This window comes from Acinetobacter sp. BZX-2 (assembly GCF_055179795.1).
In genome coordinates this window covers 1-24,342 of the sequence record NZ_CM143686.1, presented here as the reverse complement: position 1 = coordinate 24,342, position 24,342 = coordinate 1, and the positions used below count along the sequence as shown (strand labels likewise).

Sequence of the window (24,342 nt, the reverse complement as noted above, 5' to 3'; positions counted from 1 at the left end):
AACTAGCTTTACAACTAAATCAAGTATGATTGATCTTTTATGAATCAAATGATGCTCTATATACAACTGTTTGGGTGTTGTATAGTCAAGCCTCACGAGCAATTAGTATTGGTCAGCTTCATACGTCACCGTACTTCCACATCCAACCTATCAACGTCGTAGTCTTCAACGGCTCTTTAGGAGGCATAAAGCCTCGGGGAAATCTTATCTTGAGGTAGGCTTCCCGCTTAGATGCTTTCAGCGGTTATCCCTTCCGAACATAGCTACCCGGCGATGCGACTGGCGTCACAACCGGTACACCAGAGGTTCGTCCACTCTGGTCCTCTCGTACTAGGAGCAGATCCTCTCAAATTTCCAACGCCCACGGTAGATAGGGACCGAACTGTCTCACGACGTTCTAAACCCAGCTCGCGTACCTCTTTAAATGGCGAACAGCCATACCCTTGGGACCTGCTTCAGCCCCAGGATGAGATGAGCCGACATCGAGGTGCCAAACACCGCCGTCGATATGAACTCTTGGGCGGTATCAGCCTGTTATCCCCAGAGTACCTTTTATCCGTTGAGCGATGGCCCTTCCATACAGAACCACCGGATCACTAAGACCTACTTTCGTACCTGCTCGACTTGTGGGTCTCGCAGTTAAGCGCGCTTTTGCCTTTATACTCTACGCGTGATTTCCGACCACGCTGAGCGCACCTTCGTACTCCTCCGTTACTCTTTAGGAGGAGACCGCCCCAGTCAAACTACCCACCAGACATGGTCCTCGTCCCGGATAACGGGACAGAGTTAGAACCTCAATATTACCAGGGTGGTATTTCAAGGATGGCTCCATTGGAACTGGCGTCCCAATTTCATAGCCTCCCACCTATCCTACACAAGTAAGATCAAAGTTCAATGTCAAGCTGCAGTAAAGGTTCACGGGGTCTTTCCGTCTAGCCGCGGGTACACCGCATCTTCACGGCGATTTCGATTTCACTGAGCCTCTGCTGGAGACAGCGCCCCCATCATTATGCCATTCGTGCAGGTCGGAACTTACCCGACAAGGAATTTCGCTACCTTAGGACCGTTATAGTTACGGCCGCCGTTTACTGGGGCTTCGATCAAGAGCTTCGCTTACGCTAACCCCATCAATTAACCTTCCAGCACCGGGCAGGCATCACACCCTATACGTCCACTTTCGTGTTTGCAGAGTGCTATGTTTTTAATAAACAGTTGCAGGGGCCTGGTTTCTGTGGCTGCCAATAGCTCAAGGAGCAAGTCCTATCACCGTCAGCAGCGTACCTTCTCCCGAAGTTACGGTACCATTTTGCCTAGTTCCTTCAGCAGAGTTCTCTCAAGCGCTTTGGTCTACTCGACCTGACCACCTGTGTCGGTTTCGGGTACGATTCCTGTGTAACTGAAGCTTAGAGACTTTTCCTGGAAGCTTGGTATCAGCCACTTCGCTAGTAAACTAGCTTGTTATCAGTTCTCAGCATAGAGTACCCCGGATTTGCCTAAGATACATGCCTACAACCTTTCACCTGGACAACCAACGCCAGGCTGACTTAACCTTCTCCGTCCTCTCATCGCATTACACAGAAGTATTGGAATATTAACCAATTTCCCATCGACTACGCCTCTCGGCCTCGCCTTAGGGGTCGACTCACCCAGCCCCGATTAACGTTGGACTGGAACCCTTGGTCTTTCAGCGAACGGGTTTTTCACCCGTTTTGTCGTTACTCACGTCAGCATTCGCACTTCTGATACCTCCAGCATGCTTCTCAACACACCTTCATCGGCTTACAGAACGCTCCCCTACCACGTGCACTTAGTGCACATCCGCAGCTTCGGCATATAGTTTTAGCCCCGTTACATCTTCCGCGCAGGCCGACTCGACTAGTGAGCTATTACGCTTTCTTTAAAGGGTGGCTGCTTCTAAGCCAACCTCCTAGCTGTCTATGCCTTCCCACATCGTTTCCCACTTAACTATAATTTTGGGGCCTTAGCTGGCGGTCTGGATTGTTTTCCTCTTGACTACGGACGTTAGCACCCGCAGTCTGTCTCCCGGATAGTACTCATAGGTATTCGGAGTTTGCATCGGTTTGGTAAGTCGGGATGACCCCCTAGCCGAAACAGTGCTCTACCCCCTATGGTATTCGTCCGAGGCGCTACCTAAATAGCTTTCGGGGAGAACCAGCTATCACCGAGTTTGATTAGCCTTTCACCCCTATCCACAAGTCATCCCCTGGCTTTTCAACGACAGTGGGTTCGGTCCTCCAGTTAGTGTTACCCAACCTTCAACCTGCTCATGGATAGATCACCCGGTTTCGGGTCTATACCCAGCAACTAAACGCCCTATTAAGACTCGATTTCTCTACGGCTCCCCTATACGGTTAACCTTGCTACTGAATATAAGTCGCTGACCCATTATACAAAAGGTACGCAGTCACCGAACAAGTCGGCTCCCACTGCTTGTATGCATGCGGTTTCAGGATCTATTTCACTCCCCTCACAGGGGTTCTTTTCGCCTTTCCCTCACGGTACTGGTTCACTATCGGTCAGTCAGGAGTATTTAGCCTTGGAGGATGGTCCCCCCATATTCAGACAAGGTTTCACGTGCCTCGCCCTACTCGTCATCATTATATGTGCACTTTCGTGTACGGGACTATCACCCTCTACGGTCGCACTTCCCAGAGCGTTCCGCTAATACACATATAACTTAATGGGCTGATCCGCGTTCGCTCGCCGCTACTGACGGAATCTCAATTGATTTCTTTTCCTAAGGGTACTGAGATGTTTCACTTCCCCTCGTTCGCCTCGCATGACTATGTATTCATCATGCGATACCTACCTTATGGTAAGTGGGTTTCCCCATTCAGAAATCTCCGGATCACAGGATATTTGCCGCCTCCCCGAAGCTTATCGCAGGCTATTACGTCTTTCTTCGCCTCTGACTGCCAAGGCATCCACCACATGCACTTAATTACTTGACTATACAACCCCAAACAGTCGCTAACACATACAAGTGAGTGTTATCGTTGCAAACTTAATTGCTACTATCTGTTGTTCGTGCACTTAAGCACTGTACAGCTTCAATTTAATTCATATACCAAAACGCTTGATTCAGTTTTATCGCTAGTGCTCATTTCATTCAACATTAACAATTGCTTGTTAATTTGCTTGAAACGAGTTAAACAATTATTTCAACTCAAATTTATTCTGTTAATGATTCACTACCGCCTCGTCAGCAAGTAGTTCACTGTGATAAATCACAGAAGTTAATAAATCAAGACCATGTGATCTTCTTATTCATTAATTTCTATAAACTATCTTTAGGATTTAACTTTCGTTTTCACATTACTTCGTAATGTATGGTGGAGACTAGGAGAGTCGAACTCCTGACCTCCTGCGTGCAAAGCAGGCGCTCTACCAACTAAGCTAAGTCCCCAGCTTAAGATCTTAATATATCTGTTTCTCTGTAATCTTGAATTTCTTCAATTTCAATCAGTAGACTTGGTGGGTCTGACAAGACTTGAACTTGTGACCCCACGCTTATCAAGCGTGTGCTCTAACCAACTGAGCTACAGACCCTCAGATACATCAATGAAGAACAACTTGTTGTGGATTCTTACCAATAACCAATCTTTCGTTAAGGAGGTGATCCAGCCGCAGGTTCCCCTACGGCTACCTTGTTACGACTTCACCCCAGTCGTCGGCCACACCGTGGTAAGCGTCCTCCCTAAGGTTAGACTACCTACTTCTGGTGCAACAAACTCCCATGGTGTGACGGGCGGTGTGTACAAGGCCCGGGAACGTATTCACCGCGGCATTCTGATCCGCGATTACTAGCGATTCCGACTTCATGGAGTCGAGTTGCAGACTCCAATCCGGACTACGATCGGCTTTTTGAGATTAGCATCCTATCGCTAGGTAGCAACCCTTTGTACCGACCATTGTAGCACGTGTGTAGCCCTGGTCGTAAGGGCCATGATGACTTGACGTCGTCCCCGCCTTCCTCCAGTTTGTCACTGGCAGTATCCTTAAAGTTCCCACCCGAAGTGCTGGCAAATAAGGAAAAGGGTTGCGCTCGTTGCGGGACTTAACCCAACATCTCACGACACGAGCTGACGACAGCCATGCAGCACCTGTATGTAAGTTCCCGAAGGCACCAATCCATCTCTGGAAAGTTCTTACTATGTCAAGACCAGGTAAGGTTCTTCGCGTTGCATCGAATTAAACCACATGCTCCACCGCTTGTGCGGGCCCCCGTCAATTCATTTGAGTTTTAGTCTTGCGACCGTACTCCCCAGGCGGTCTACTTATCGCGTTAGCTGCGCCACTAAAGCCTCAAAGGCCCCAACGGCTAGTAGACATCGTTTACGGCATGGACTACCAGGGTATCTAATCCTGTTTGCTCCCCATGCTTTCGTACCTCAGCGTCAGTATTAGGCCAGATGGCTGCCTTCGCCATCGGTATTCCTCCAGATCTCTACGCATTTCACCGCTACACCTGGAATTCTACCATCCTCTCCCATACTCTAGCTTCCCAGTATCGAATGCAATTCCTAAGTTAAGCTCAGGGATTTCACATCCGACTTAAAAAGCCGCCTACGTACGCTTTACGCCCAGTAAATCCGATTAACGCTCGCACCCTCTGTATTACCGCGGCTGCTGGCACAGAGTTAGCCGGTGCTTATTCTGCGAGTAACGTCCAAGCATCTAGGATATTAGCCTAGAGCTCCTCCTCCTCGCTTAAAGTGCTTTACAACCATAAGGCCTTCTTCACACACGCGGCATGGCTGGATCAGGGTTCCCCCCATTGTCCAATATTCCCCACTGCTGCCTCCCGTAGGAGTCTGGGCCGTGTCTCAGTCCCAGTGTGGCGGATCATCCTCTCAGACCCGCTACAGATCGTCGCCTTGGTAGGCCTTTACCCCACCAACTAGCTAATCCGACTTAGGCTCATCATTTAGCGCAAGGTCCGAAGATCCCCTGCTTTCTCCCGTAGGACGTATGCGGTATTAGCATTCCTTTCGGAATGTTGTCCCCCACTAAATGGCAGATTCCTAAGCATTACTCACCCGTCCGCCGCTAGAGATATAACCGAAGCTACATCCCCCGCTCGACTTGCATGTGTTAAGCCTGCCGCCAGCGTTCAATCTGAGCCATGATCAAACTCTTCAGTTAAAATCATTAGTGACTTAAGGTCACAATTCTGGCTCATCAATTTCCTGACAAATTCTCTCAAATAAACTTCGAGTAATTTAAACCTTTCAATCAATGAAATATTTTCGATCAATCAATCAGTAAAAATCCACACAAGTTGTTCTTCATATTCTCTTAATGAGTAATTTATCACTTCATCAGTGATAAATAAAACGCAATAAACATTTAACAACTTAACCCTCTAAGCTAAGTTCGTTTGCTGTATCGCGTCGGGATGAGCTCATTATAGGGCAATTTCTTAGGCATGCAAGCGCTTTTAACTGGTTGTTTTATTGAGTGTTGTATTTTTATGCACTAATTTGGTTCATTTTTATACTAAGACATATATAAACCCATAATATTAAAGCAGAAATATGAAGAAAATATTTCTGCTTTATTTTTTAATTATTTTTTTGTTTTTACATTGACTGTTTGAATGCTGATTATTTTTACAGCTTGTTTAGGTACGTCTTGATACATACCCACTGTTCCAGTCGGTGTATTCACGATTTTATCGACTATATCTAAGCCTTCAGTAACCTTACCGAACACGGCGTATCCAGGGTTCCCAGCTGCCTTATTTAAAAAGTCATTGTTCGCAACATTAATAAAGAATTGGCTAGAAGCTGAGTTTGGATCATTGGTACGTGCCATAGCCAAAGTTCCTCTAGAATTCTTTAGGCCATTGCTTGCTTCATTCACGATAGAAGGTTGGGTTGCTTTTTCTTTCATATTGCTATCAAAACCGCCACCCTGAATCATAAAGCCTGGAATGACGCGATGGAAAATGGTGCCATTATAAAATTGACTATTTACATAACTTTTAAAGTTTTTAACCGTAACTGGTGCTTTATCATCATAGAGTTCTATTTTGATATTGCCTAAATTGGTTTTAATTTGCATATCTGTATTGGCAAAAGCTTGATTAGCCAACAGTACCAAAGCAAGACTGAATCCTATTTTTTTGATCATTGTATTTTCCTAAAATATTTTAAAATTGATAATGTCTTATATTAGTCTGCTTTTAACAAGAATAAAGATAACATTGTTAGCCATTTAGTAAACATGAGCAGGCTCGTCAATAAAACAAATGAATCTCTGTTGAGCAATTCAGGAAAGAGTCTTTTCTCTTTAAAGTGCTTTCACTTCGTTTTTGAAATAAGTCCATTTATTATTTATGAATCAGATTCAAATATTTCAATGTACTTGATGCAGATTGATCAAATGGATTTGTGTATTTTTCAACCACACATATTTGATCAATAATTAGTCAAATAAAAAGCTTTAGTTTCACGTGAAACTAAAGCTTTTTATAGAATAGAAATAACGATTATTGCTTATCCCAAAACTTACGAAATTCTTTACTCATTTCGATCACATTTTTTTTGGCTTTTTTGGAAATAGGAGTCAGGTTGATAAAGCCATGTGTTTGATCTTCATAATCGTGATAATGCACTTTTACACCATTTTGGCGTAATTTATATGCATAGATCTTACCTTCATCGTGTAGTAGATCATGACCTGCTGTAATCAAAAAGGTCGGTGCTAATTTTTTCAAATGACCATTTGTTGGCGAAATAATGACATCATCTAAAGCAATGTTGAACTTATTTGCATAGAACTCTGTTACATGATCAATATCAATACCCGTTAAAACCAATCCATCTTTATACGCAAAAAATGATGGATGGCGACTTTTAAAGTCTACCGCTGGATAAATTAAAAATTGTGCATGAGGAGCATAAGCCGTATTTACTGCTCTTTGTGCCACGACTGTACTAATATTACCTCCTGCACTATCTCCAGCTACCGCAATTCTGTTTTTAAGAATTTTAAATTGACGACGATTTTGATAAACCCAAGCCAAGGCATCTTCGCAAGACTGAATCAGTTCACGAGGCCCAACTTCTGGTGCAAGTGGATATTCAATACTTAAAACTTGTACTTTTGCATGTATTGCAATCAATCGACAAACTTCATCATGCGTATCTACACTTCCTACAACAAAGCCACCCCCATGATAAAATACAACCATAGGAAGTTTCTTACTTGGGGCTGGGTGATAATGGCGTGCATAAATACTGCCACTTTGTAGTGGTAAACGAATATCTTCAACACATTGAACATGTGTAGGTTTATGAATAATCGACTGCATTTGCGATTCAAATTGCTTTCTTGAACGCTCTACATCGTCACCAATAAATCCTGACTTCCCTTGCTTTAACTGAGCAGCCATTAAACATTTAGTGAAGCTATCTAATTGAGGATACTGGTAAGGATAGCCAAGTATTTTAGCTAAAGACTCTTGAGCAAATGCAGGTAAACGATCTAAGGTTCTGCCCGCCGACCCTTGCCCTTTTTCGATAAGCTCTTGAAGATTATGTTGCAAAGCGCCCATTTATTTTCCTTCCCTAGTATCCAGATTCTTCATATTTTCTACATGATCATAAGTTAGCTGACCATATTCTTATACAAATCTAGCAGTCGATATACAAATATTAATTTTAGATACGCTAAGCTGAGTTATCTCAGTTGTCATTGACTATTTCGCTATTTCTCAGAATTTTTTTTGCTATTCCTTTTCTTGATAAGGAGATCACCATGGCGCTAAAAGCATTATTTATTTCATTAATAACATCTTTGATGGCTGTAGGCTGTGTGGTATTTCCAGAAGATCATTACGACGCTCGGGGTTATGATTATCGAACCAACGGCGGTTATGCTTATCCAAATAACCGTAGATATGATGACCGTTATGATCGTAGATACGATAGACGTTATGACGATCGTCAACGCTGGGAACAAGAACGCGCTTATCGTTTGCAACAGGCTCGAAAAGAGCAAGAACGACGCCAATACCAAATTAAAAAACAGCATTGGGAATATCAACAAACAAAACGTGATCAAGCCAAAAAACAGCAATTTGATCATCCTAAGCGTGGTGCTTGGGGTAAAAAACCTGATTCTAATTCTGGTTGGAATCATAATGCCAATCAAAAACAATGGCAGCAACATCAACGTCACGATAAGCAGCATGAAAAAAAGCGTGATGATCGTAAAAATAGAGAGAATGGTAGGAATTAATTTAAAAAGAATCTGAAGATACTCAGATTCTTTTGTCTTTTAGGTAATGTTTTTACTGAAGCTATATAAAAGGTATTTGATTTATAATGTTTTTCATTGCTTAGTTACTTTTTAAATTAAGCTTATATTTTTGTCATTTAAGTCATTGTACTCAAACTTATTTCAAGTGATCATTTTTACAACATCAATTCATCGCGAACATGAATAGTGGCTTTGAAAAATAAGTTGTTCATATATAGATTAAATCTGATTTAGCACCTCTTTGGTTCTCAATTAATTCAATCTTTTGATGTAAAAAGTTCAGCTATCAAATCATTTAATTTAAAAAATTTAGATAGTATGAATATCAATAATATTGATCATGGAAAGGAAAAAAATAATGAAATGGTCTAATGCGCTTTTTGTTGCTGCTGGTCTATTGGTTGCTACTTCAACAACTCAAGCAAAACAAGTCATGTGTGTATTTGATTTAGTTGGTAAAAATGGTGATGTTTTTACACTAATGAAAGATTACCAACTTGCAGCTAAAAACTGGGGTGCAGATTTAGAGTTAAAGGTAAACAGTAACGAAGCTGTTATTGCCGAAGATTTTAAAGCAGGAAAATGTGATGCGGTCAGTATCACAGGTATGCGTGGTCGCCAATTTAACAGTTTTACAGGATCATTAGATGCAATTGGTGCGATTCCAGATCTTGGTTTAGCAGTTAAAGTGATGCAAGGTTTAGCTAATCCAAATTTCGCAAAATACATGACCAGTGGTCAATATGAAGTGGTTGGCGTCATTCCTGTGGGCGATGCATTCCTGATGGTCAATGACCGTAATATTAATACCGTCGCTAAAGCTGCGGGTAAAAAGATTGCTGTACTCGACTATGACCAAGCTCAAAAAATCATGGTTCAGCAAATCGGCGCTCAGGCTGTAAGTGCTGATGTCACAAATTTTAGTAGTAAGTTTAACAATGGCCAAGTGGATATCATTGGCGCACCTGCTGCAGTATTTAAACCTTTAGAATTACATAAAGGTTTGGGCACTAAGGGCGCGATTGTGAATTACCCACTGTTACAAGTTACAGGTAATATCATCATCCGACCAGATAAATTCCCTGCGGGCTATGGTCAAAAATCTCGTGATTGGGTCAAATCTCAATTACCACGTGCCAATAGCATTATTGGTAAAATGAAAGCAGATATTCCAGCCAAATATTGGATGCAAGTCCCTGCTGGAGATAAACCTGGTTATCAAAAATTAATGCGTGAATCACGCATCAGTTTGACCAAACAAGGCATTTACAACAAAACAATGATGAAAATTCTTTGGCAATTCCGTTGTAAAAATGATCCAAAAAACTTTGAATGCGCATTACAAGATGAGAACTATAAATAAGTCTGTACTAAATCCGATAGATTTAGTCTGAATTTACTTTAAAGTTCATTCACTGACCATATATTGAGTATGCTATACTGAATATGTGGTCTTTTTATTTAAGCCATTTGAAACTGAGGAACATCACCATGAATGCCCAAGTATTAGAGCTGACTGACAACGCTGCAAATAAAGTTCGCCAACTTCGTGATAGCGAAGGTAATCAAGATCTTATGTTACGTGTATATGTAACGGGTGGTGGCTGTTCAGGTTTTTCTTACGGTTTTAATTTTGCTGAAAGCACCAATGAAGATGATGCAGAATTTATCAATGGCGATGTCAAAATGTTGGTTGACTCTTTAAGCTACCAATATTTAGTGGGTTCAAAAGTAGATTATATTGAAGGTTTGGAAGGTTCTCGTTTTATTGTTGAAAATCCAAATGCAACAACAACCTGTGGTTGCGGGTCTTCATTCTCAATCTAATCTCAAAAAATATTTGAAAATGCCCTCAATATTGAGGGCATTTTTATATGCTTAGCTTTTAGGTCATTAAGCTCATGCAATGGTTTCTAAAATAGATTGGCTTAATTCCTTTGCATTCTGCACAGGTATCCAATGGGTTGCGTCCATAATCACTTCTTTGTAAGGCGCTTTGACATAATGTTTATTCAGTTCAACACCTTTAGCACCAATCGCTGAGTCATGCTTACCCCAAATAAATAAAGTTGGTACTTGAACTGGCTGGGTTAAATTTTTATTTGAACTAAAAGGCACACCACGATACCAATTTAAAGCTGAACTTAAACGCTTTTCAGCAACAATATCCTGTTGAAAATCCTCTAGCTGCTTGCTGGTCATGCCTGAATCTTTTAAAAGTGCCAAACCAATTTTAGGAAATTTTTCAAATAAAAATTCTGGAATTTTGGGTAATTGGAACAAACCAATATAATAAGATTTCAACAGTTGATTGCTACTCAACATTGCTTTCATAAAAGCAGCTTTATGCGGTACTGAAATGGTAATGAGGTGTTTTACTTTGTGCGGATAACGTTGTGCGACTTCCCATGCAACGACAGCGCCCCAATCATGCCCCACCAAATACACAGGTTGTTGAACAATGTCCAAGAGAGCATTCACATCCTCAACCAAAGCAGAATTACGATAGTCACGGCGTTTCTGAGGCTGAGCACCCAAACTATAACCACGTTGATTGACCGCAAATGTACGGTAGCCTTGCTGATTCAAAATTTCAGATGTTTCCTGCCAGCTTTTATTGGTTTCAGGAAAACCATGCAATAAAACAAAAATTTGCCCATCTAAAGGGCCTAAGTCAATCACATCAAAAGTTAAACTTTCTCTTTGAAAGGTTTTGATGCGTTGCGTCAATATATTTGGAATTATATTCATTCTTGTCTCGATGAAATTTTATCTATCTTGTAAGTTTAATACGTATTGATGAACAGCAGATGAGGACATTTCACTAGGTTTTAGGGCCGAATATTGTAGAACAATCTTCAAGCCCATTAAAAAATAAAAACACGCCCCTATTTTCAAATGAAAAATGATATCTTCATTTAAGGGAAATTCGTTTGAGCACTAAACCACGGTAATCGTACCTAGAATACGATCGCCAGTCGCACCAGTTACTGCAGGTAAATTACCACTCAGTTTTTGATCAAAACACATGGCCAACCAAGCAAAAGCAGTCGCTTCTACCCAAGTCGGTGCTAAACCTAATGCAGAAGTTGTTTGTACTGACCAATTATGCTTACGTAAGCGCCAACGTAATTGTTCAAGTAAATGTGAATTATAAGCACCACCACCACAGACATAGACCTCACCTGTATCTAAAGGTGAACGATAAATGGCTTTTTTAATTGCACGTGTCGTCAATTTCATTAATGTTGCTTGAATATTTTCAGGCGTATCTTCTAATTCATCATATTCAAGGTCATTTCGCCAATCCGCAATTTGTTCATCTAACCATTCCAAATTAAAGTCTTCACGACCTGTACTTTTCGGCGGTTCTTTAGAAAAATATTCATGTGCTTGCAAGCGTTCTAATAATGAACGAATCGGTTGTCCATAAGCCGCCCAATTGCCATTCTCATCATAAGGTTGCCCTGTATAACGCTGACACCATGCATCCATTAAAATATTGGCAGGCCCAGTGTCAAAACCATAAACAGCTTGAGGATTTCCTGCTGGCAACATACTCACATTGGCAATGCCGCCTAAATTGAGAATCACGCGATGAATGGTTGGATGTTGAAAAAGCGCTTGATGAAAAGCTGGAACTAAGGGTGCTCCCTGCCCACCTGCCGCCATATCTCGACGACGAAAATCTGAAATGACAGGAATCTGAGTCATTTCAGTAATAATATTGGGATCACCAATTTGTAATGTAAAACCATGTTCAGGACGATGTCGAATGGTTTGCCCATGCGAACCAATCGCTTTAATTTGACTGCGATCTAAATGATTATCTTGAATCAGTTGGTTAATCCCATGTCCAATCATCGTTGCAAGCGACACATCTGCTTTACCCATTCGATCAATTTCATTGTCATCAGGTAGGGTCAATGCCATTAATTCATCTCGTAAATCGGGATCAAATGGCACAGTCAAAGTCGCATGAATGTGTAGAGGATCAAATGAAGCAGCAACAAAATCGACGCCGTCCATGCTGGTTCCAGTCATTACGCCAATATAGATTGTTGTCATGAGATATTCTTCGCCTGCATTTCGCTGAAAAAATGTTAGTATATCGCACAAATGAGATAACTGATGTATTGGATTTTGTGATGTCAAATTTCCTGCCCGCGGAAGAACAACTTGCCCTCATTCAACGAGGCACACACGAGATTATTTCTGAAGAGGATCTGTTAAAGAAACTTAAAGAAAATCGCCCTTTAAAAATTAAAGCAGGTTTTGACCCAACTGCACCAGATTTGCATTTAGGTCACACAGTCTTAATCAACAAATTAAAAGTCTTTCAAGACCTAGGTCATGATGTGACTTTCTTGATTGGTGACTATACGGCGATGATTGGTGATCCAACAGGTAAAAGTGCCACTCGTCCACCACTGTCGCGTGAACAAGTTTTAGAAAATGCCAAGACTTATCAAGAACAAGTGTTTAAAATTCTTGATCCAAATAAAACCAAAGTTCGCTTTAACTCTGAATGGTTTGCAACAAAAACCGCCGCTGATTTAATTCAATTGGCTTCACAGCAAACTGTTGCTCGTATGTTAGAACGCGATGACTTTACTAAGCGTTATAACAATCACCAACCAATTGCAATTCATGAGTTTTTGTATCCATTGGTTCAGGGTTATGACTCGATTGCACTTGAAGCCGATGTAGAACTTGGTGGAACTGACCAAACTTTTAATTTATTAATGGGTCGAACACTGCAAGGTCGTTATGACCAAGAAGCTCAAGTCTGTATTACTGTTCCTATTCTTGAAGGTTTAGATGGCGTCAATAAAATGTCTAAATCTTTAGGCAATTATATTGGTGTATTCGATGCGCCTGGAGCAATGTACCAAAAAGTATTGTCTATGCCTGACAGCTTGATTGAACGCTATTTCGAATTATTAAGCTTCAAATCACTTGAAGACATTGCTGTTCTATTAAAAGAAATGGCTGAAGGTCGTAACCCTCAAGACATTAAGAAAATTCTTGCACTTGAGTTGGTTGAGCGTTTCCACGGTGCTGAAGCAGCTGAACATGCACACAAAGGTGCGGGGAATTTAATTACTGAAGGTGAATTACCAGAAGGTACACCAGAAGTGACGATTTCTCGTGGTGAATATGGTGGAGAGGTTTCAATCGTATCGATTTTGCGTGCAGCAGGGCTAACCAAAAACTCAGCTCAATCTAAAGATGCTGTTTCACGTGGAGCCGTTAAAGTTGATTGGGAAGTTGTTGATGCAGGCTTTATGGTCAAAGAAAACGTCACTTTAATTATTCAGGCCAGTAAAAAAGCGATTGCTAAAGTCACATTTGTTGACTAATTGCTTGGTATAAAATAGAGAAAGCCATCGCAGTGATGGCTTTCTTTTATTGGATAAATAATGATAAAAATAAAACACTTAATACTGTTAAAACAATATCACACTTCGATCAGCCTAGTGAAAATCTCACCCTTACATTCCCTGTAAAAACGCTTTAATTGATTGGTGCTTTTTCTAAATTTGATCCATTCATCAAATTTAAATATTTTTAACTGATATTAGTTTGACTGAGAATTTTTGAACTCTGCCATTTTTCCTTTAGAATACCCCACCAAATATTCAATAGTTAATTCACTATGATCCAGCTTGACCAACTTTCAATTCGCCGTGGCGGACGTATTTTATTTCAAAAAGCGTCTATGCAACTTCATCCAGGTTGGAAAATTGGTTTAACGGGTGTTAATGGTGCAGGTAAGTCAACCCTCTTTTCTGCCTTGCTTGGCGGTATGGAATCCGATGGTGGTTCATTAACACGCCCTGCTGTTTGGACTGTTGCGCATATGGCGCAAGAAATTAAAGCGCTACATATGAAAGCCATTGATTTCGTCCTTTCTGGCGATGAAGAATTTTGGGATATTCAAAATAAACTTAATCATCCTGAAAATTTAAATGATGATGAGCTTGCTCATTTATATGGTCGTTTTGATGAAATTAATGGTTATTCTGCGCCATCAAAAGCATCTCAACTTATGGCTGGCTTAGGCTTTTTTGAGCATCAATCGCAATTAGATGTATCGAGCTTCTCTGGTGGTTGGCGTATGCGCTTAAACCTTGCCCGTACACTCATGAGCCGTTCTGACTTATTGCTTCTTGATGAACCAACCAACCATTTAGACTTAGATGCTATTTTATGGTTAGAAGATTGGTTAAAAGCGTATGAAGGTACTTTGGTACTTATTTCACATGACCGTGATTTCTTAGATGCGATTACCGACCATATTTTACATATCGAAAATCAAGAATTGATTTTATATACAGGTAACTATTCAACTTTTGAACGTACCCGTAGCGAACGTTTAGCACAGCAACAACAAGCTTATGAAAAACAATTAGAAACACGAGCACATTTACAAAAGTATATTGATCGCTTTAAAGCGCAAGCAACCAAAGCCAAACAAGCACAGAGCCGTATTAAACAACTTGAACGCATGCAAGAGCTCTCTGCTGCGCATGTGGATACACCTTTTACTTTTAGTTTCCGTGAACCGACCAAAATGAGTTCACCATTACTAGAGCTTGAAAGTGCTGATATTGGCTATGGTGAAAAGCTGATTGTCACTAATGTTAATCTACAGATCACACCCAATAGCCGTATTGGTTTATTGGGTATGAATGGCGCAGGTAAGTCAACTTTGATCAAATCATTGGTCGGTGATTTAAAACTCTTACAAGGTCAGCGCAAAGATTCTGAATTATTAAACATCGGTTACTTTGCACAGCATCAAATGGACGCATTGGATGGAAATGCCAGCCCAATGCTACAGTTAGCGCGAATTGCTGATAAAAAGATCAGTGAAGCCAGCTTACGCTCATTCCTAGGTAGCTTTGGCTTTAGTGGTGAACGTATGGATACACCAAGCGAAAGCTTCTCTGGTGGCGAACGAGCACGTTTAGCATTGGCTTTAATTGTATGGCAACGTCCTAATGTACTCATTCTCGACGAACCAACCAACCATTTAGATTTAGATATGCGTCATGCACTAACGATGGCATTGACCGATTTCCAAGGGGCTGTGGTTTTGGTTTCTCACGAACGCCAATTAATCGCAAGTGTCTGTGATGAACTGATTTTAGTGCATAACAGTCAAAGCCGTGAATTTGATGGTGACTTAACAGCTTATGCTGAATGGTTACGTCAAGCACGTATCGATATGATCAAAAATGGGCAAAAACCTGCTGCGCCAATCAAGTCACAAGTTGAAGTAAAACCAACGATTTCCAAACTGGATAAAGAAGCTCAGCGTAAAGAATTGGCTCGCCAACGTGACTTAAGCCGCCCTATCCGTAAAAATATTGAAAAAAATGAAGGTTTAATCAATAAAATTCAGCCTCGTTTAATCGAAATTGAGGGCTTGTTGGCCGATACTGCACTTTACGAAGCAAACCGTAAAGATGATTTACTAAAGCTGATGAATGAACAAACTGATCTAAAAGCAAAATTAGAGCAAGTAGAAGAACAAATGCTTGAGCTGATGATGCAGCTTGAAGAATTAGAAAATTCATTTGAATAAAATCGTTTAAAAATAGGTTGGAAGTGCTTTATTGTATTTTCAACCTATTTTTTTATTTTAAATTAACAATTAAAACAGTAATTTAATAAGAGTTTTCTAATTTATATTCCAATAACTTTCAAAGTTAGATCATTAAATCAACGCTCATACTTATCTTTTTATTATATTGAAGCACTGCATAAACCTTACATAATTGATATAGCTGTTGTTACGCTAAAATAGCATTAAATAACAATAAATTAGTAATAAAAATCATTTTAGCCGTTGATCAAAGCACCTCAAGTACATTTATTTCTATCTGATCAATCGATATTGAAATCAATACATAGCGACTCAGTTACTCCGTAACCGACTGTAATTTATATTAAAAAACAACACATAACTTTTATTTATGATTTAAAATGAGGTGCGTGGAACATATTAAATTAACTACACAATTCATTTTCTAGGTAATTTATGCAAAAAATTAAAGTTTTGTTTTTAAAATTTAAAAATTTTCTAAGTTTTTTTGTGGATAAGTTCAACAATAAACATGCTTTTGGCGTTGAAAGTTAAATATTGTTTTCATCTTTTCATTTAAATATTAGGGCAAAAAAGTGTATTTTTTTCACAAAAAATAAAGCTGCGAATAACTACAACCTTCACTTATCCACAAAGTTACACACATTATTTTGATCAATAAAACATCAAAATTCAAGCTTATTTTTAATACAACGGCTGTTTTTATTGTTACCCTTTTCGCACTGTCGTTTAAAAATACAACAGCAACTGAAAATATATGCACTTACACATTTGCTCAATATTTAAACATTTTTAAATAAAATATAATAACTTCTGCTTAATTTTTTGATTTTTCTATGTAATTTTTAATTTTCGATTTACATTGAAGACCTATATCTCAATATTTTTCAAAAAAATAACGATATTTGGAGTAAATACTCTATTTTTTTTAAAGAAAGCTGATTAATATTGCGCATATGGAAAGTTCCTCGTGATGAACAAAATAGATAAGGACGAAAAATGAAAAAAATTGCACTCGCTATTGCTGCTACTTCAATCTTTGGAGTAAGTGCAACAACTCAAGCTGCTGTAAATATCTGCGTATTTGATTTACTTGGTAAATCAGGTGAATCATTTCAAATGGCTCAAGAATGGGCGCTTGCAGCTAAATCTTGGGGAACAGAAGTTGTTTTGCTACCAAAGCAAGATGAATCTGTAGCTGATAATGATTTTAAAGCTGGTAAATGTGATGGCGTATTCATGACTGCTATGCGTGCACGTCAGTATAATAAATTTGCAGGCTCTATCGATTCTATCGGTGGCGTGCCAAGCAATGCTATTGCTCAGAAAGCAATTACATTCGCGCTTGATTCTCGTAATGCAGCGAAAATGACCACAAATCTAGGTGGTAAAAAATATGAAGTTGCTGGTATTGCTCCATTAGGTTCAGCGTTCATTTTTGTTCGCGATAAAAGCATCAGCTCGATTGAAAAAGCAGCGGGTAAAAAATTCGCTGTGTTGAGCTATGACAATGCTCAGAAAATTTTGGTACAACGCGTTGGTGCACAAGCTGTACCTTCTGATGTAACCAACTTTGTCGCTAAATTCAACAACGGCCAAGTGGATATGGTTGGTGCGCCTGCTTATGCCTATAAACCATTAGAAATTTATAAAGGTTTGGGTACCAATGGTGCAATGTTTAACTTCCCAGTTTTACAAGTAACTGCTGATTTAGTCATTCGCCCTGAAAAATTCTCTGCTGGTTTTGGTCAAAAATCTCGTGATTATTTCATCAAAAACTTACCAAAAGGTTTTGCAATGATTAATCGTCTTGAAGCGGGTATCCCTGCAAAATTCAAGATGAATCTATCTGCTGAAGATAAATTAAAATACCAAAAGTTAATGCGTGACGGTCGTCTTGAATTAACCAAAATGGGTATTTATGATGCATCAATGATGTCTGTTTTGAAAAAAGCACGTTGTTCTGTTGATAAAGCAAACTTTGAATGTTCACTTGGTGGTGAATAAGATTTAAATCTTATTTCATCCATAAGTTGATACTAAAAATACCAGTTCATTGAACTGGTATTTTTATGTCTGAGTTTTCCACTCAATATTTGACCCAAATAAAAAGGGAAACACTTTTCAGCGTTTCCCTTTTTCTTGAATGGATTTTAATTAAGCATCAATATCTGCATTCAGTGCATTTTCTTCAATGAAAGCACGACGTGGTTCCACATCATCTCCCATCAAACAAGAGAACATACGATCTGCTTCAATTGCATCATCAATCGTCACTTGTAGCATATTACGGTTTTCAGGATCCATTGTGGTTTCCCAAAGCTGTTCAGCATTCATCTCACCCAAACCTTTATAGCGTTGGATCATCATGCCACGACGAGAATCGGTCAGAATCTGCTGCCATACTTGGTGGAAAGTAGAAACATTGATCTTACGATCACCTTTCTGTAAATATGCACCTTCTTCGAGTAAAGTGAACCAACTCTTCGAATTATGCAATAAACGCTTATATTCATTCGACGCCAATAATCCCGCATCCAATAAATAACTATGTGGCAAATTATGTACATAGATCGTAATGCGTGGGAAATAAACCGTAACTTTACTTCCATCAGCATTGTCTTTTTCAAAAGCTTCTAAACTTAATTCAGGACGTAGACTTGGCTGAGTATTTTCAACTGCTGCACGAAGTTTTTCACCCCATTCTTGTACATAATCTACATCATGATTATGATCAAATTTATAAGCATCTAAACTAATCAGACCATCCAACAATGTTGCAGGATAACGAACCGTTAAACGAGCCAAACTTTTCTGAGATGTTTGATAATCTGCAATCACTTTTGCTAATGCATCACCACGAATCGCTGGTGCATCTGCACTTACATGTAATTCCAATTCATCAATGGCATTTGAAATCAGATATGTTTCAAGTGCATCATTATCTTTAATATATTGTTCTTGCTTACCTTTCTTCAATTTGTATAAAGGTGGTTGAGCAATATAAATGTAACCACGCTCTACAAGTTCAGGCATTTGACGGAAGAAGAACGTAAGCAATAAAGTACGAATATGCGAACCATCAACATCGGCATCGGTCATGATAATGATTTTGTGATAACGTAATTTATCGGGATTGTATTCTTCACGACCAATACCACAACCTAATGCTGTGATGAGTGTTCCGACTTCCTGCGATGAAATCATCTTATCAAAACGAGCACGTTCCACATTCAGGATTTTGCCTTTCAATGGAAGAATCGCTTGCATCTTACGGTTACGACCCTGTTTTGCAGAACCACCCGCCGAGTCACCCTCGACTAAGTATAATTCAGAAAGTGCTGGATCTTTTTCCTGACAATCTGCCAATTTACCTGGAAGACCTGCAATATCTAAAGCACTCTTACGACGTGTCATTTCACGTGCTTTACGAGCCGCATCACGTGCACGTGCAGCATCAATAATTTTCCCAGCAATCGATTTGGCAGCTTGCGGATTCTCTAAAAGATATTCAGCAAATGCTTTATTCATTGCTTGTTCAACAGCAGGTTTAACCTCACTCGATACTAATTTTTCTTTCGTTTGTGAAGAAAACTTAGGATCTGGTACTTTCACTGAAACAATCGCTGTTAAGCCTTCACGTGCATCATCACCTGTGACTGCGACTTTCTCTTTTTTCAGTAGATTTTCGTTTTCCATGTAGCTATTCAAACCGCGGGTTAATGCCGCACGGAAACCAGCTAAATGTGTACCACCATCTTTTTGTGGAATATTATTGGTAAAACAACGTACATTTTCTTGATAGGTATCATTCCATTGCAATGCAACTTCAACACCGATACCGTTATCTGCTTGTGTTGTGAAATGAAAAATATCGTTTAGGTGAGTTTTACCCTGATTGATATATCTTACAAATTCAGATAAACCACCTTCATAATCAAAGATATGTTCTAAAGCAACACGCTCATCACGCAAAACAATACGTACACCGGCATTTAAGAATGAAAGTTCACGTAAACGACGTGCCAAAATATCAACATTAAAAATCGTTTGACTAAACGTGTCGGCACTTGGCCAAAAACGTACAGTCGTTCCTGTTGTGGTTGTATCACCAATAACTTTCAATGGATATACAGGATCGCCGTGTTTATATTCTTGTTGGTGAATATGTCCAGCACGGTGGATCGTAAGCTCTAATTTACTTGAAAGCGCATTAACAACAGAAACACCTACACCATGTAAACCACCAGAAACTTTATAACTATTGTCATCGAACTTTCCGCCCGCATGCAAAATAGTCAAAATAACTTCAGCCGCAGATACACCTTCTTCAGGGTGAATGTCTGTTGGAATTCCACGGCCATTATCAGTCACACTTACAGATTCATCTTCGTGAATATTCACAAAAATTTCATCACAATGTCCAGCTAAGGCTTCATCAATGGCGTTATCCACCACCTCAAATACCATATGGTGTAGACCTGAACCATCATCTGTATCACCAATATACATCCCTGGACGTTTACGAACTGCATCTAGACCACGTAATACTTTGATACTAGAGGAATCATAAGCCTTTTCAGTGGTTTGTTCTGTTTGAGAAGCTGCTTGATCTTCTGAACTCATGGTTTCTCCCTAGTGAAAAATAGGTCTTTCCAAAATTGGTTAAAATCTAAAATCATGGCACAACTACACTTACTTGACCTTGATCTACATTGAATAACTGGTATGAAATAGACAAATCATGTAAATGTTTTTTTACTGATTCATGGTCTAGTGTGGTAATAAAAACTTGACTACCAAGTTGGCTCAATCGCTCAATTAAACGTTGCTGTGCACTTAAATCTAATTCTGCTGTCACATCATCTAATAATACCACAGTTTCCTTATTACAGGCGTGTAACATCGCGATTTGTGATAGTTTTAAAGCCATTATTAATAACTTTTTTTGCCCTCTAGAAAGCACAACATCAGCATCCCCCATTGGGGTTTTTAAACGGATGTCAGCACGATGTGGCCCATATTCTGTATAACGCCGATCTACATCTTTTTGATGGTATTGAATCAAATCATTCGCCAAACCTTGTTCCACGTGGAACCCTGCGCTATATTCCATTTCGATGCTTAAATGAGGCAACAGTTGTACTAAGTCTTCCTGCAAATATTGTTTCCATTGTTCTACGATTTCTACACGCTGAGAATGCAGTATTTCACCATATTCACTCAGCATTTTGTTCCACGGTTCCAAGTCTATCAAGCTCAGATTACGTCGTGTTTTAAGTAGACTGTTACGCTGCTTAAGAGCACGTGAGTAATATTGCCATGCATGGTAAAAATCGGGTTCCACGTGAAACATGAGCCAATCTAATAACTGTCTTCTTGGCTTGGCACCATGATCAATAATATCAGTACTTAAAGGATCAATCAGTTGTAAAGGCAAAATTTTTGCAAGTTGTCCCTGTGTTGCAACAGTATCACCATTTACTTTTATAAGCTGTTCACCACTTTGCATTTTTTGCATACCAATCTTTTCTGAGATTGATTGAGCAAAAACAATTGCATCCGTTTGATTGCTTTGAATGTAATTTTTAGGGATATGTGTACGAAAAGAACGTCCTGTCGCCAATAAATGAATGGCTTCTAATATAGAGGTTTTTCCTGAACCATTTTGTCCATAAAAAACATTAAACGGTTGCAACTCATGGAGTGCAACCGCTTTCAAGTTTCGAACACGTTGTATGTTTAAACGCGTGATATGCATAACAAAAGATTTAAATATTCAATCAATTAAACACGCATTGGCATCACAACATAAGTTTGATTTGGCTGTGTAGGATCTTGTACCAACACCGATTGGTTTGCTTCTGACATGGTCATTGCCATATCGTCCCCATCCAAGACACTCAATACATCCAAAATATACTGTGCGTTGAAAGACATTTCTAGAGGCGCACTTGCATATTGAATCGCTAAGTCTTCAATCGCCTCATCTTGTTCTGGGTTATTGGCGCGTAATTGTAATGAATCTGCATTAAAATTAAGGAAAACACCACGTAGCTTTTCATTACTTAAAATTGCAACACGTTGCAAAGATTGTTTGAATACATCATGCGGAATGGTAACCACTTTATCACCACCACGTGGAATGACACGGCGATAATCAGGGAACTTGCCATCAATCAATTTTGTCGTGAAACGAACAGTAATATCTGCTTGTTCTTTATCTTTGCTATGCGTTTGGATTGTGACATTCAATAACTCACGACCAATAAGCAATGTTAATTGTTCGTCTTCAATACTCAATAAACGCTGTAATTCACCTACAGCTTTACGTGGAACAATGGCTTGAACAGGCTGTGTCGTCGTTGAAGATGCTAAGGTTTCACAAAGTGCTAAGCGATGACCATCTGTCGTCACTGCACGTAATTGATTGGCATCAATTTCCAACAATGTTCCCGTTAAATAAAAACGTACATCTTGAACAGCCATGGCAAATGCTGTTTTTTCAAATAAACGTTTAAGTTCACGCTCTGTCACTTGAACCTGAGTACCCTGACTATTTTCATTGGTCAATAATGGATAGTCTTCGGCAGGTAAAGTACCCAATACAAAACGGCTATTTCCAGATTTTAAAATACAACGTTGATCTTCAGTAATTTGCAAATCAATTAATGCCGCTGTTGGCAGTGATTTACAAATATCGACCAATTTACGTGCAGGAACTGTCGTCTCCCCTGCCTGTAAGCAGGCTCCATCAGACAACGTTGTACTTGCAACTAATTCCACTTCCAAATCTGAACCAGTAATAGTAAGTAATTGATTCGTAGCTTGAATTTTAACGTTTGAAAGAATATTTAAAGTATGGCGACGTTCAACTGCTCCAACCACATGGGATAAAACATTGAGTAAGCTCTCTTTCGCGATTTTCAAACGCACGGTGGAATTCCTCTAAACTAAATTTAACTAAAACGGGGATAATAAATTTTTTTAATGACGTACTATGCGGCAGTTTATGCCGCATTGCAAGTGTATAATTTGTTCAAAATTTAGCTTTGTAACAAACGCATGAGGTTTTTATAATCCTCATTAAAAATTGGATCTTCATCACGTAAGCTTTGCACTTTTTCACAAGCATGCATCACGGTACTGTGGTCTCGTCCACCAAAAGCCATACCAATTTCAGGGAAGCTATCACCCGTTAATTCACGAGCCAAACCCATTGCCAGTTGGCGAGGTCTTGCATAAATACGTGTCCGTTTCGGACCAACCAATTCTTTTAACGGGATTCTAAAGTATTCACTGACCACACGCTGAATATTTTCCGTGCTAATGGTGCGTGCACGAATTGCCAAGACATCTTTCAATGATTCACGAACCACGTCTAAATCAATTGCAGAACCTTTAAATCTTGAAATAGCAACAACCTTATTCAATGCACCTTCTAATTCACGAACATTGGCAACCACTTGTTGCGCAATAAATAAAGCACAATTGCGTGGCAAATCGATGCCACTGCTTTCTGCTTTTTTCAATAAAATTTCAATACGAGTTTCAATATCAGGAGGTTCTACCCCAACAGATAATCCCCACGAAAAACGTGATACTAAACGAGGATCTAACTCTGTTAATTCTTTTGGATAACGGTCTGATGTTAAAATAATTTGTTTTGATTCATCCAGTAAAGCATTGAATGTATAGAAAAACTCCACCAAACTTGCTTCTTTACCTGCCAATAAGTGAATATCATCCACCAACAATAAATCTAAAGATCGACAGTTCTTTTTAAACTCTTCAACCTTACCTTTTTGCAATGAACTAACAAAGTCTTGGACAAAGCTTTCAGCCGTCATATACATCACACGTGCATTTGGCTTAGCTTGTAATAAAGCATTGCCTACCGCTTGCATTAAATGCGTTTTACCTAAACCTGTAGGACCATATAAAAACAGTGGATTATGTTGAGATTCACCCAGTTGTGTTAAAACTTTTCGGCAAGTTTCCGCTGCCATCTGGTTTGAACGACCTTCAACAAATAAAGCGAAATTAAATAAAGGGTTCAGTTGGCGTTTTTTGATGTTCTTTGCTGTAACAACATCAGGTTCTTTCTCTTTTTTAACTCTTTGCGGCGTTTGTTGATGTGCAGAATGATCTAATGCTGCCGTTGTAGTCGCAGGTTGCTCAGACACTGAAAGTATAGCGCCAGGTCGAGAATCGACGTGTATTTCTACTTTACGAATACGGCCTTCAGACAATTGTTCAGCAAGAATTGAAATCAATTCTAAATGATGTTCTTGAATATACCGTGTCCAATATGGATTAGGTGCATACAGTCTTAAAGTATCTGCTACTTCTTCTGCAACCAAAGGACGAATCCACATGGCAAAGACATTATCAGAGAGCTCTTGTCGCAAGCGAGTTAAGCAGTCCGTCCAAAGCAT

General features: G+C 39.5%; 14 protein-coding genes, 2 tRNA genes and 2 rRNA genes. 6 read left to right on the top strand and 12 right to left on the bottom strand.

The annotated features are described in order from the left end of the window. Positions 1–81: 81 nt before the first annotated feature. From ACY45D_RS00090 to ACY45D_RS00065, 6 genes are all read right to left on the bottom strand, one after another. Positions 82–2,972, bottom strand: a 23S ribosomal RNA gene (locus tag ACY45D_RS00090). Between the two features lie 379 nt (positions 2,973–3,351). Continuing rightward, positions 3,352–3,427 (bottom strand) — tRNA-Ala (locus ACY45D_RS00085). A 66-nt stretch (positions 3,428–3,493) separates the two neighbouring features. After that, positions 3,494–3,570, bottom strand: a tRNA-Ile gene (locus tag ACY45D_RS00080). Between the two features lie 59 nt (positions 3,571–3,629). Then, positions 3,630–5,166: ribosomal RNA gene (locus ACY45D_RS00075) — 16S ribosomal RNA — on the bottom strand. The 16S and 23S rRNA genes sit together here with 2 tRNA genes alongside, the layout of an rRNA operon. Positions 5,167–5,589: 423 nt before the next feature. Continuing rightward, positions 5,590–6,156 carry a peptidylprolyl isomerase gene (locus tag ACY45D_RS00070; protein WP_463107917.1) on the bottom strand — a complete coding sequence of 189 codons (567 nt, stop codon included), beginning with the start codon at positions 6,154–6,156 and terminating at the stop codon, positions 5,590–5,592. Between the two features lie 358 nt (positions 6,157–6,514). Next, positions 6,515–7,582, bottom strand: a complete 1,068-nt coding sequence (locus ACY45D_RS00065; protein WP_463107916.1) for an alpha/beta hydrolase — start codon at positions 7,580–7,582, stop codon at positions 6,515–6,517. Between the two features lie 203 nt (positions 7,583–7,785). Between ACY45D_RS00065 and ACY45D_RS00060 the strand changes: the two genes are divergently transcribed. From ACY45D_RS00060 to erpA, 3 genes are all read left to right on the top strand, one after another. Beyond that, positions 7,786–8,268 carry a hypothetical protein gene (locus ACY45D_RS00060; protein WP_463107915.1) on the top strand — a complete coding sequence of 161 codons (483 nt, stop codon included), beginning with the start codon at positions 7,786–7,788 and terminating at the stop codon, positions 8,266–8,268. Between the two features lie 379 nt (positions 8,269–8,647). Beyond that, the gene (locus tag ACY45D_RS00055) at positions 8,648–9,652 is read left to right on the top strand and encodes a putative solute-binding protein (RefSeq protein ID WP_463107914.1); all 1,005 of its coding nucleotides are present in this window, start codon (positions 8,648–8,650) and stop codon (positions 9,650–9,652) included. A gap of 128 nt (positions 9,653–9,780) precedes the next feature. After that, a complete protein-coding gene (gene erpA / locus ACY45D_RS00050) occupies positions 9,781–10,116 on the top strand; it encodes an iron-sulfur cluster insertion protein ErpA (protein WP_463107913.1) in 336 nt (111 codons plus the stop codon). A 72-nt stretch (positions 10,117–10,188) separates the two neighbouring features. Here erpA and ACY45D_RS00045 read toward each other — a convergent pair whose 3' ends face one another. Together ACY45D_RS00045 and ACY45D_RS00040 are read right to left on the bottom strand one after the other, a co-directional pair. Beyond that, entirely contained in the window at positions 10,189–11,040 is an 852-nt protein-coding gene (locus ACY45D_RS00045) for an alpha/beta fold hydrolase (protein ID WP_463107912.1), read from the bottom strand. A gap of 189 nt (positions 11,041–11,229) precedes the next feature. Then, on the bottom strand, positions 11,230–12,357 hold the full coding sequence (locus ACY45D_RS00040) for an anhydro-N-acetylmuramic acid kinase (RefSeq protein ID WP_463107911.1): 1,128 nt from the start codon (positions 12,355–12,357) through the stop codon (positions 11,230–11,232). Positions 12,358–12,437: 80 nt separating this feature from the next. Between ACY45D_RS00040 and tyrS the strand changes: the two genes are divergently transcribed. The 3 genes from tyrS (at position 12,438) to ACY45D_RS00025 (ending at position 17,911) form a co-directional block, all read left to right on the top strand. Then, complete coding sequence (tyrS, locus tag ACY45D_RS00035; RefSeq protein WP_463107910.1) at positions 12,438–13,652, top strand: tyrosine--tRNA ligase; 1,215 nt, start codon at positions 12,438–12,440, stop codon at positions 13,650–13,652. 296 nt (positions 13,653–13,948) lie between these two features. Further along, positions 13,949–15,883, top strand: a complete 1,935-nt coding sequence (locus ACY45D_RS00030) for an ATP-binding cassette domain-containing protein (protein WP_463107909.1) — start codon at positions 13,949–13,951, stop codon at positions 15,881–15,883. A gap of 1,020 nt (positions 15,884–16,903) precedes the next feature. Beyond that, entirely contained in the window at positions 16,904–17,911 is a 1,008-nt protein-coding gene (locus tag ACY45D_RS00025; protein WP_463107908.1) for a putative solute-binding protein, read from the top strand. Between the two features lie 150 nt (positions 17,912–18,061). On the opposite strand, the gene gyrB is transcribed toward ACY45D_RS00025, so the two are convergent. From gyrB to dnaA, 4 genes are all read right to left on the bottom strand, one after another. Further along, positions 18,062–20,530 (bottom strand): DNA topoisomerase (ATP-hydrolyzing) subunit B, encoded by a 2,469-nt coding sequence (gene gyrB, locus ACY45D_RS00020; protein WP_463107907.1) that lies wholly within the window; start codon positions 20,528–20,530, stop codon positions 18,062–18,064. Between the two features lie 52 nt (positions 20,531–20,582). Then, positions 20,583–21,665 carry a DNA replication/repair protein RecF gene (gene recF, locus ACY45D_RS00015; RefSeq protein WP_463107906.1) on the bottom strand — a complete coding sequence of 361 codons (1,083 nt, stop codon included), beginning with the start codon at positions 21,663–21,665 and terminating at the stop codon, positions 20,583–20,585. A gap of 26 nt (positions 21,666–21,691) precedes the next feature. Next, positions 21,692–22,840: a DNA polymerase III subunit beta gene (dnaN, locus tag ACY45D_RS00010; protein WP_463107905.1), complete on the bottom strand. Its 1,149-nt coding sequence runs from the start codon at positions 22,838–22,840 to the stop codon at positions 21,692–21,694. A 110-nt stretch (positions 22,841–22,950) separates the two neighbouring features. Next, on the bottom strand, positions 22,951–24,342 hold the full coding sequence (gene dnaA / locus ACY45D_RS00005) for a chromosomal replication initiator protein DnaA (RefSeq protein WP_463107904.1): 1,392 nt from the start codon (positions 24,340–24,342) through the stop codon (positions 22,951–22,953).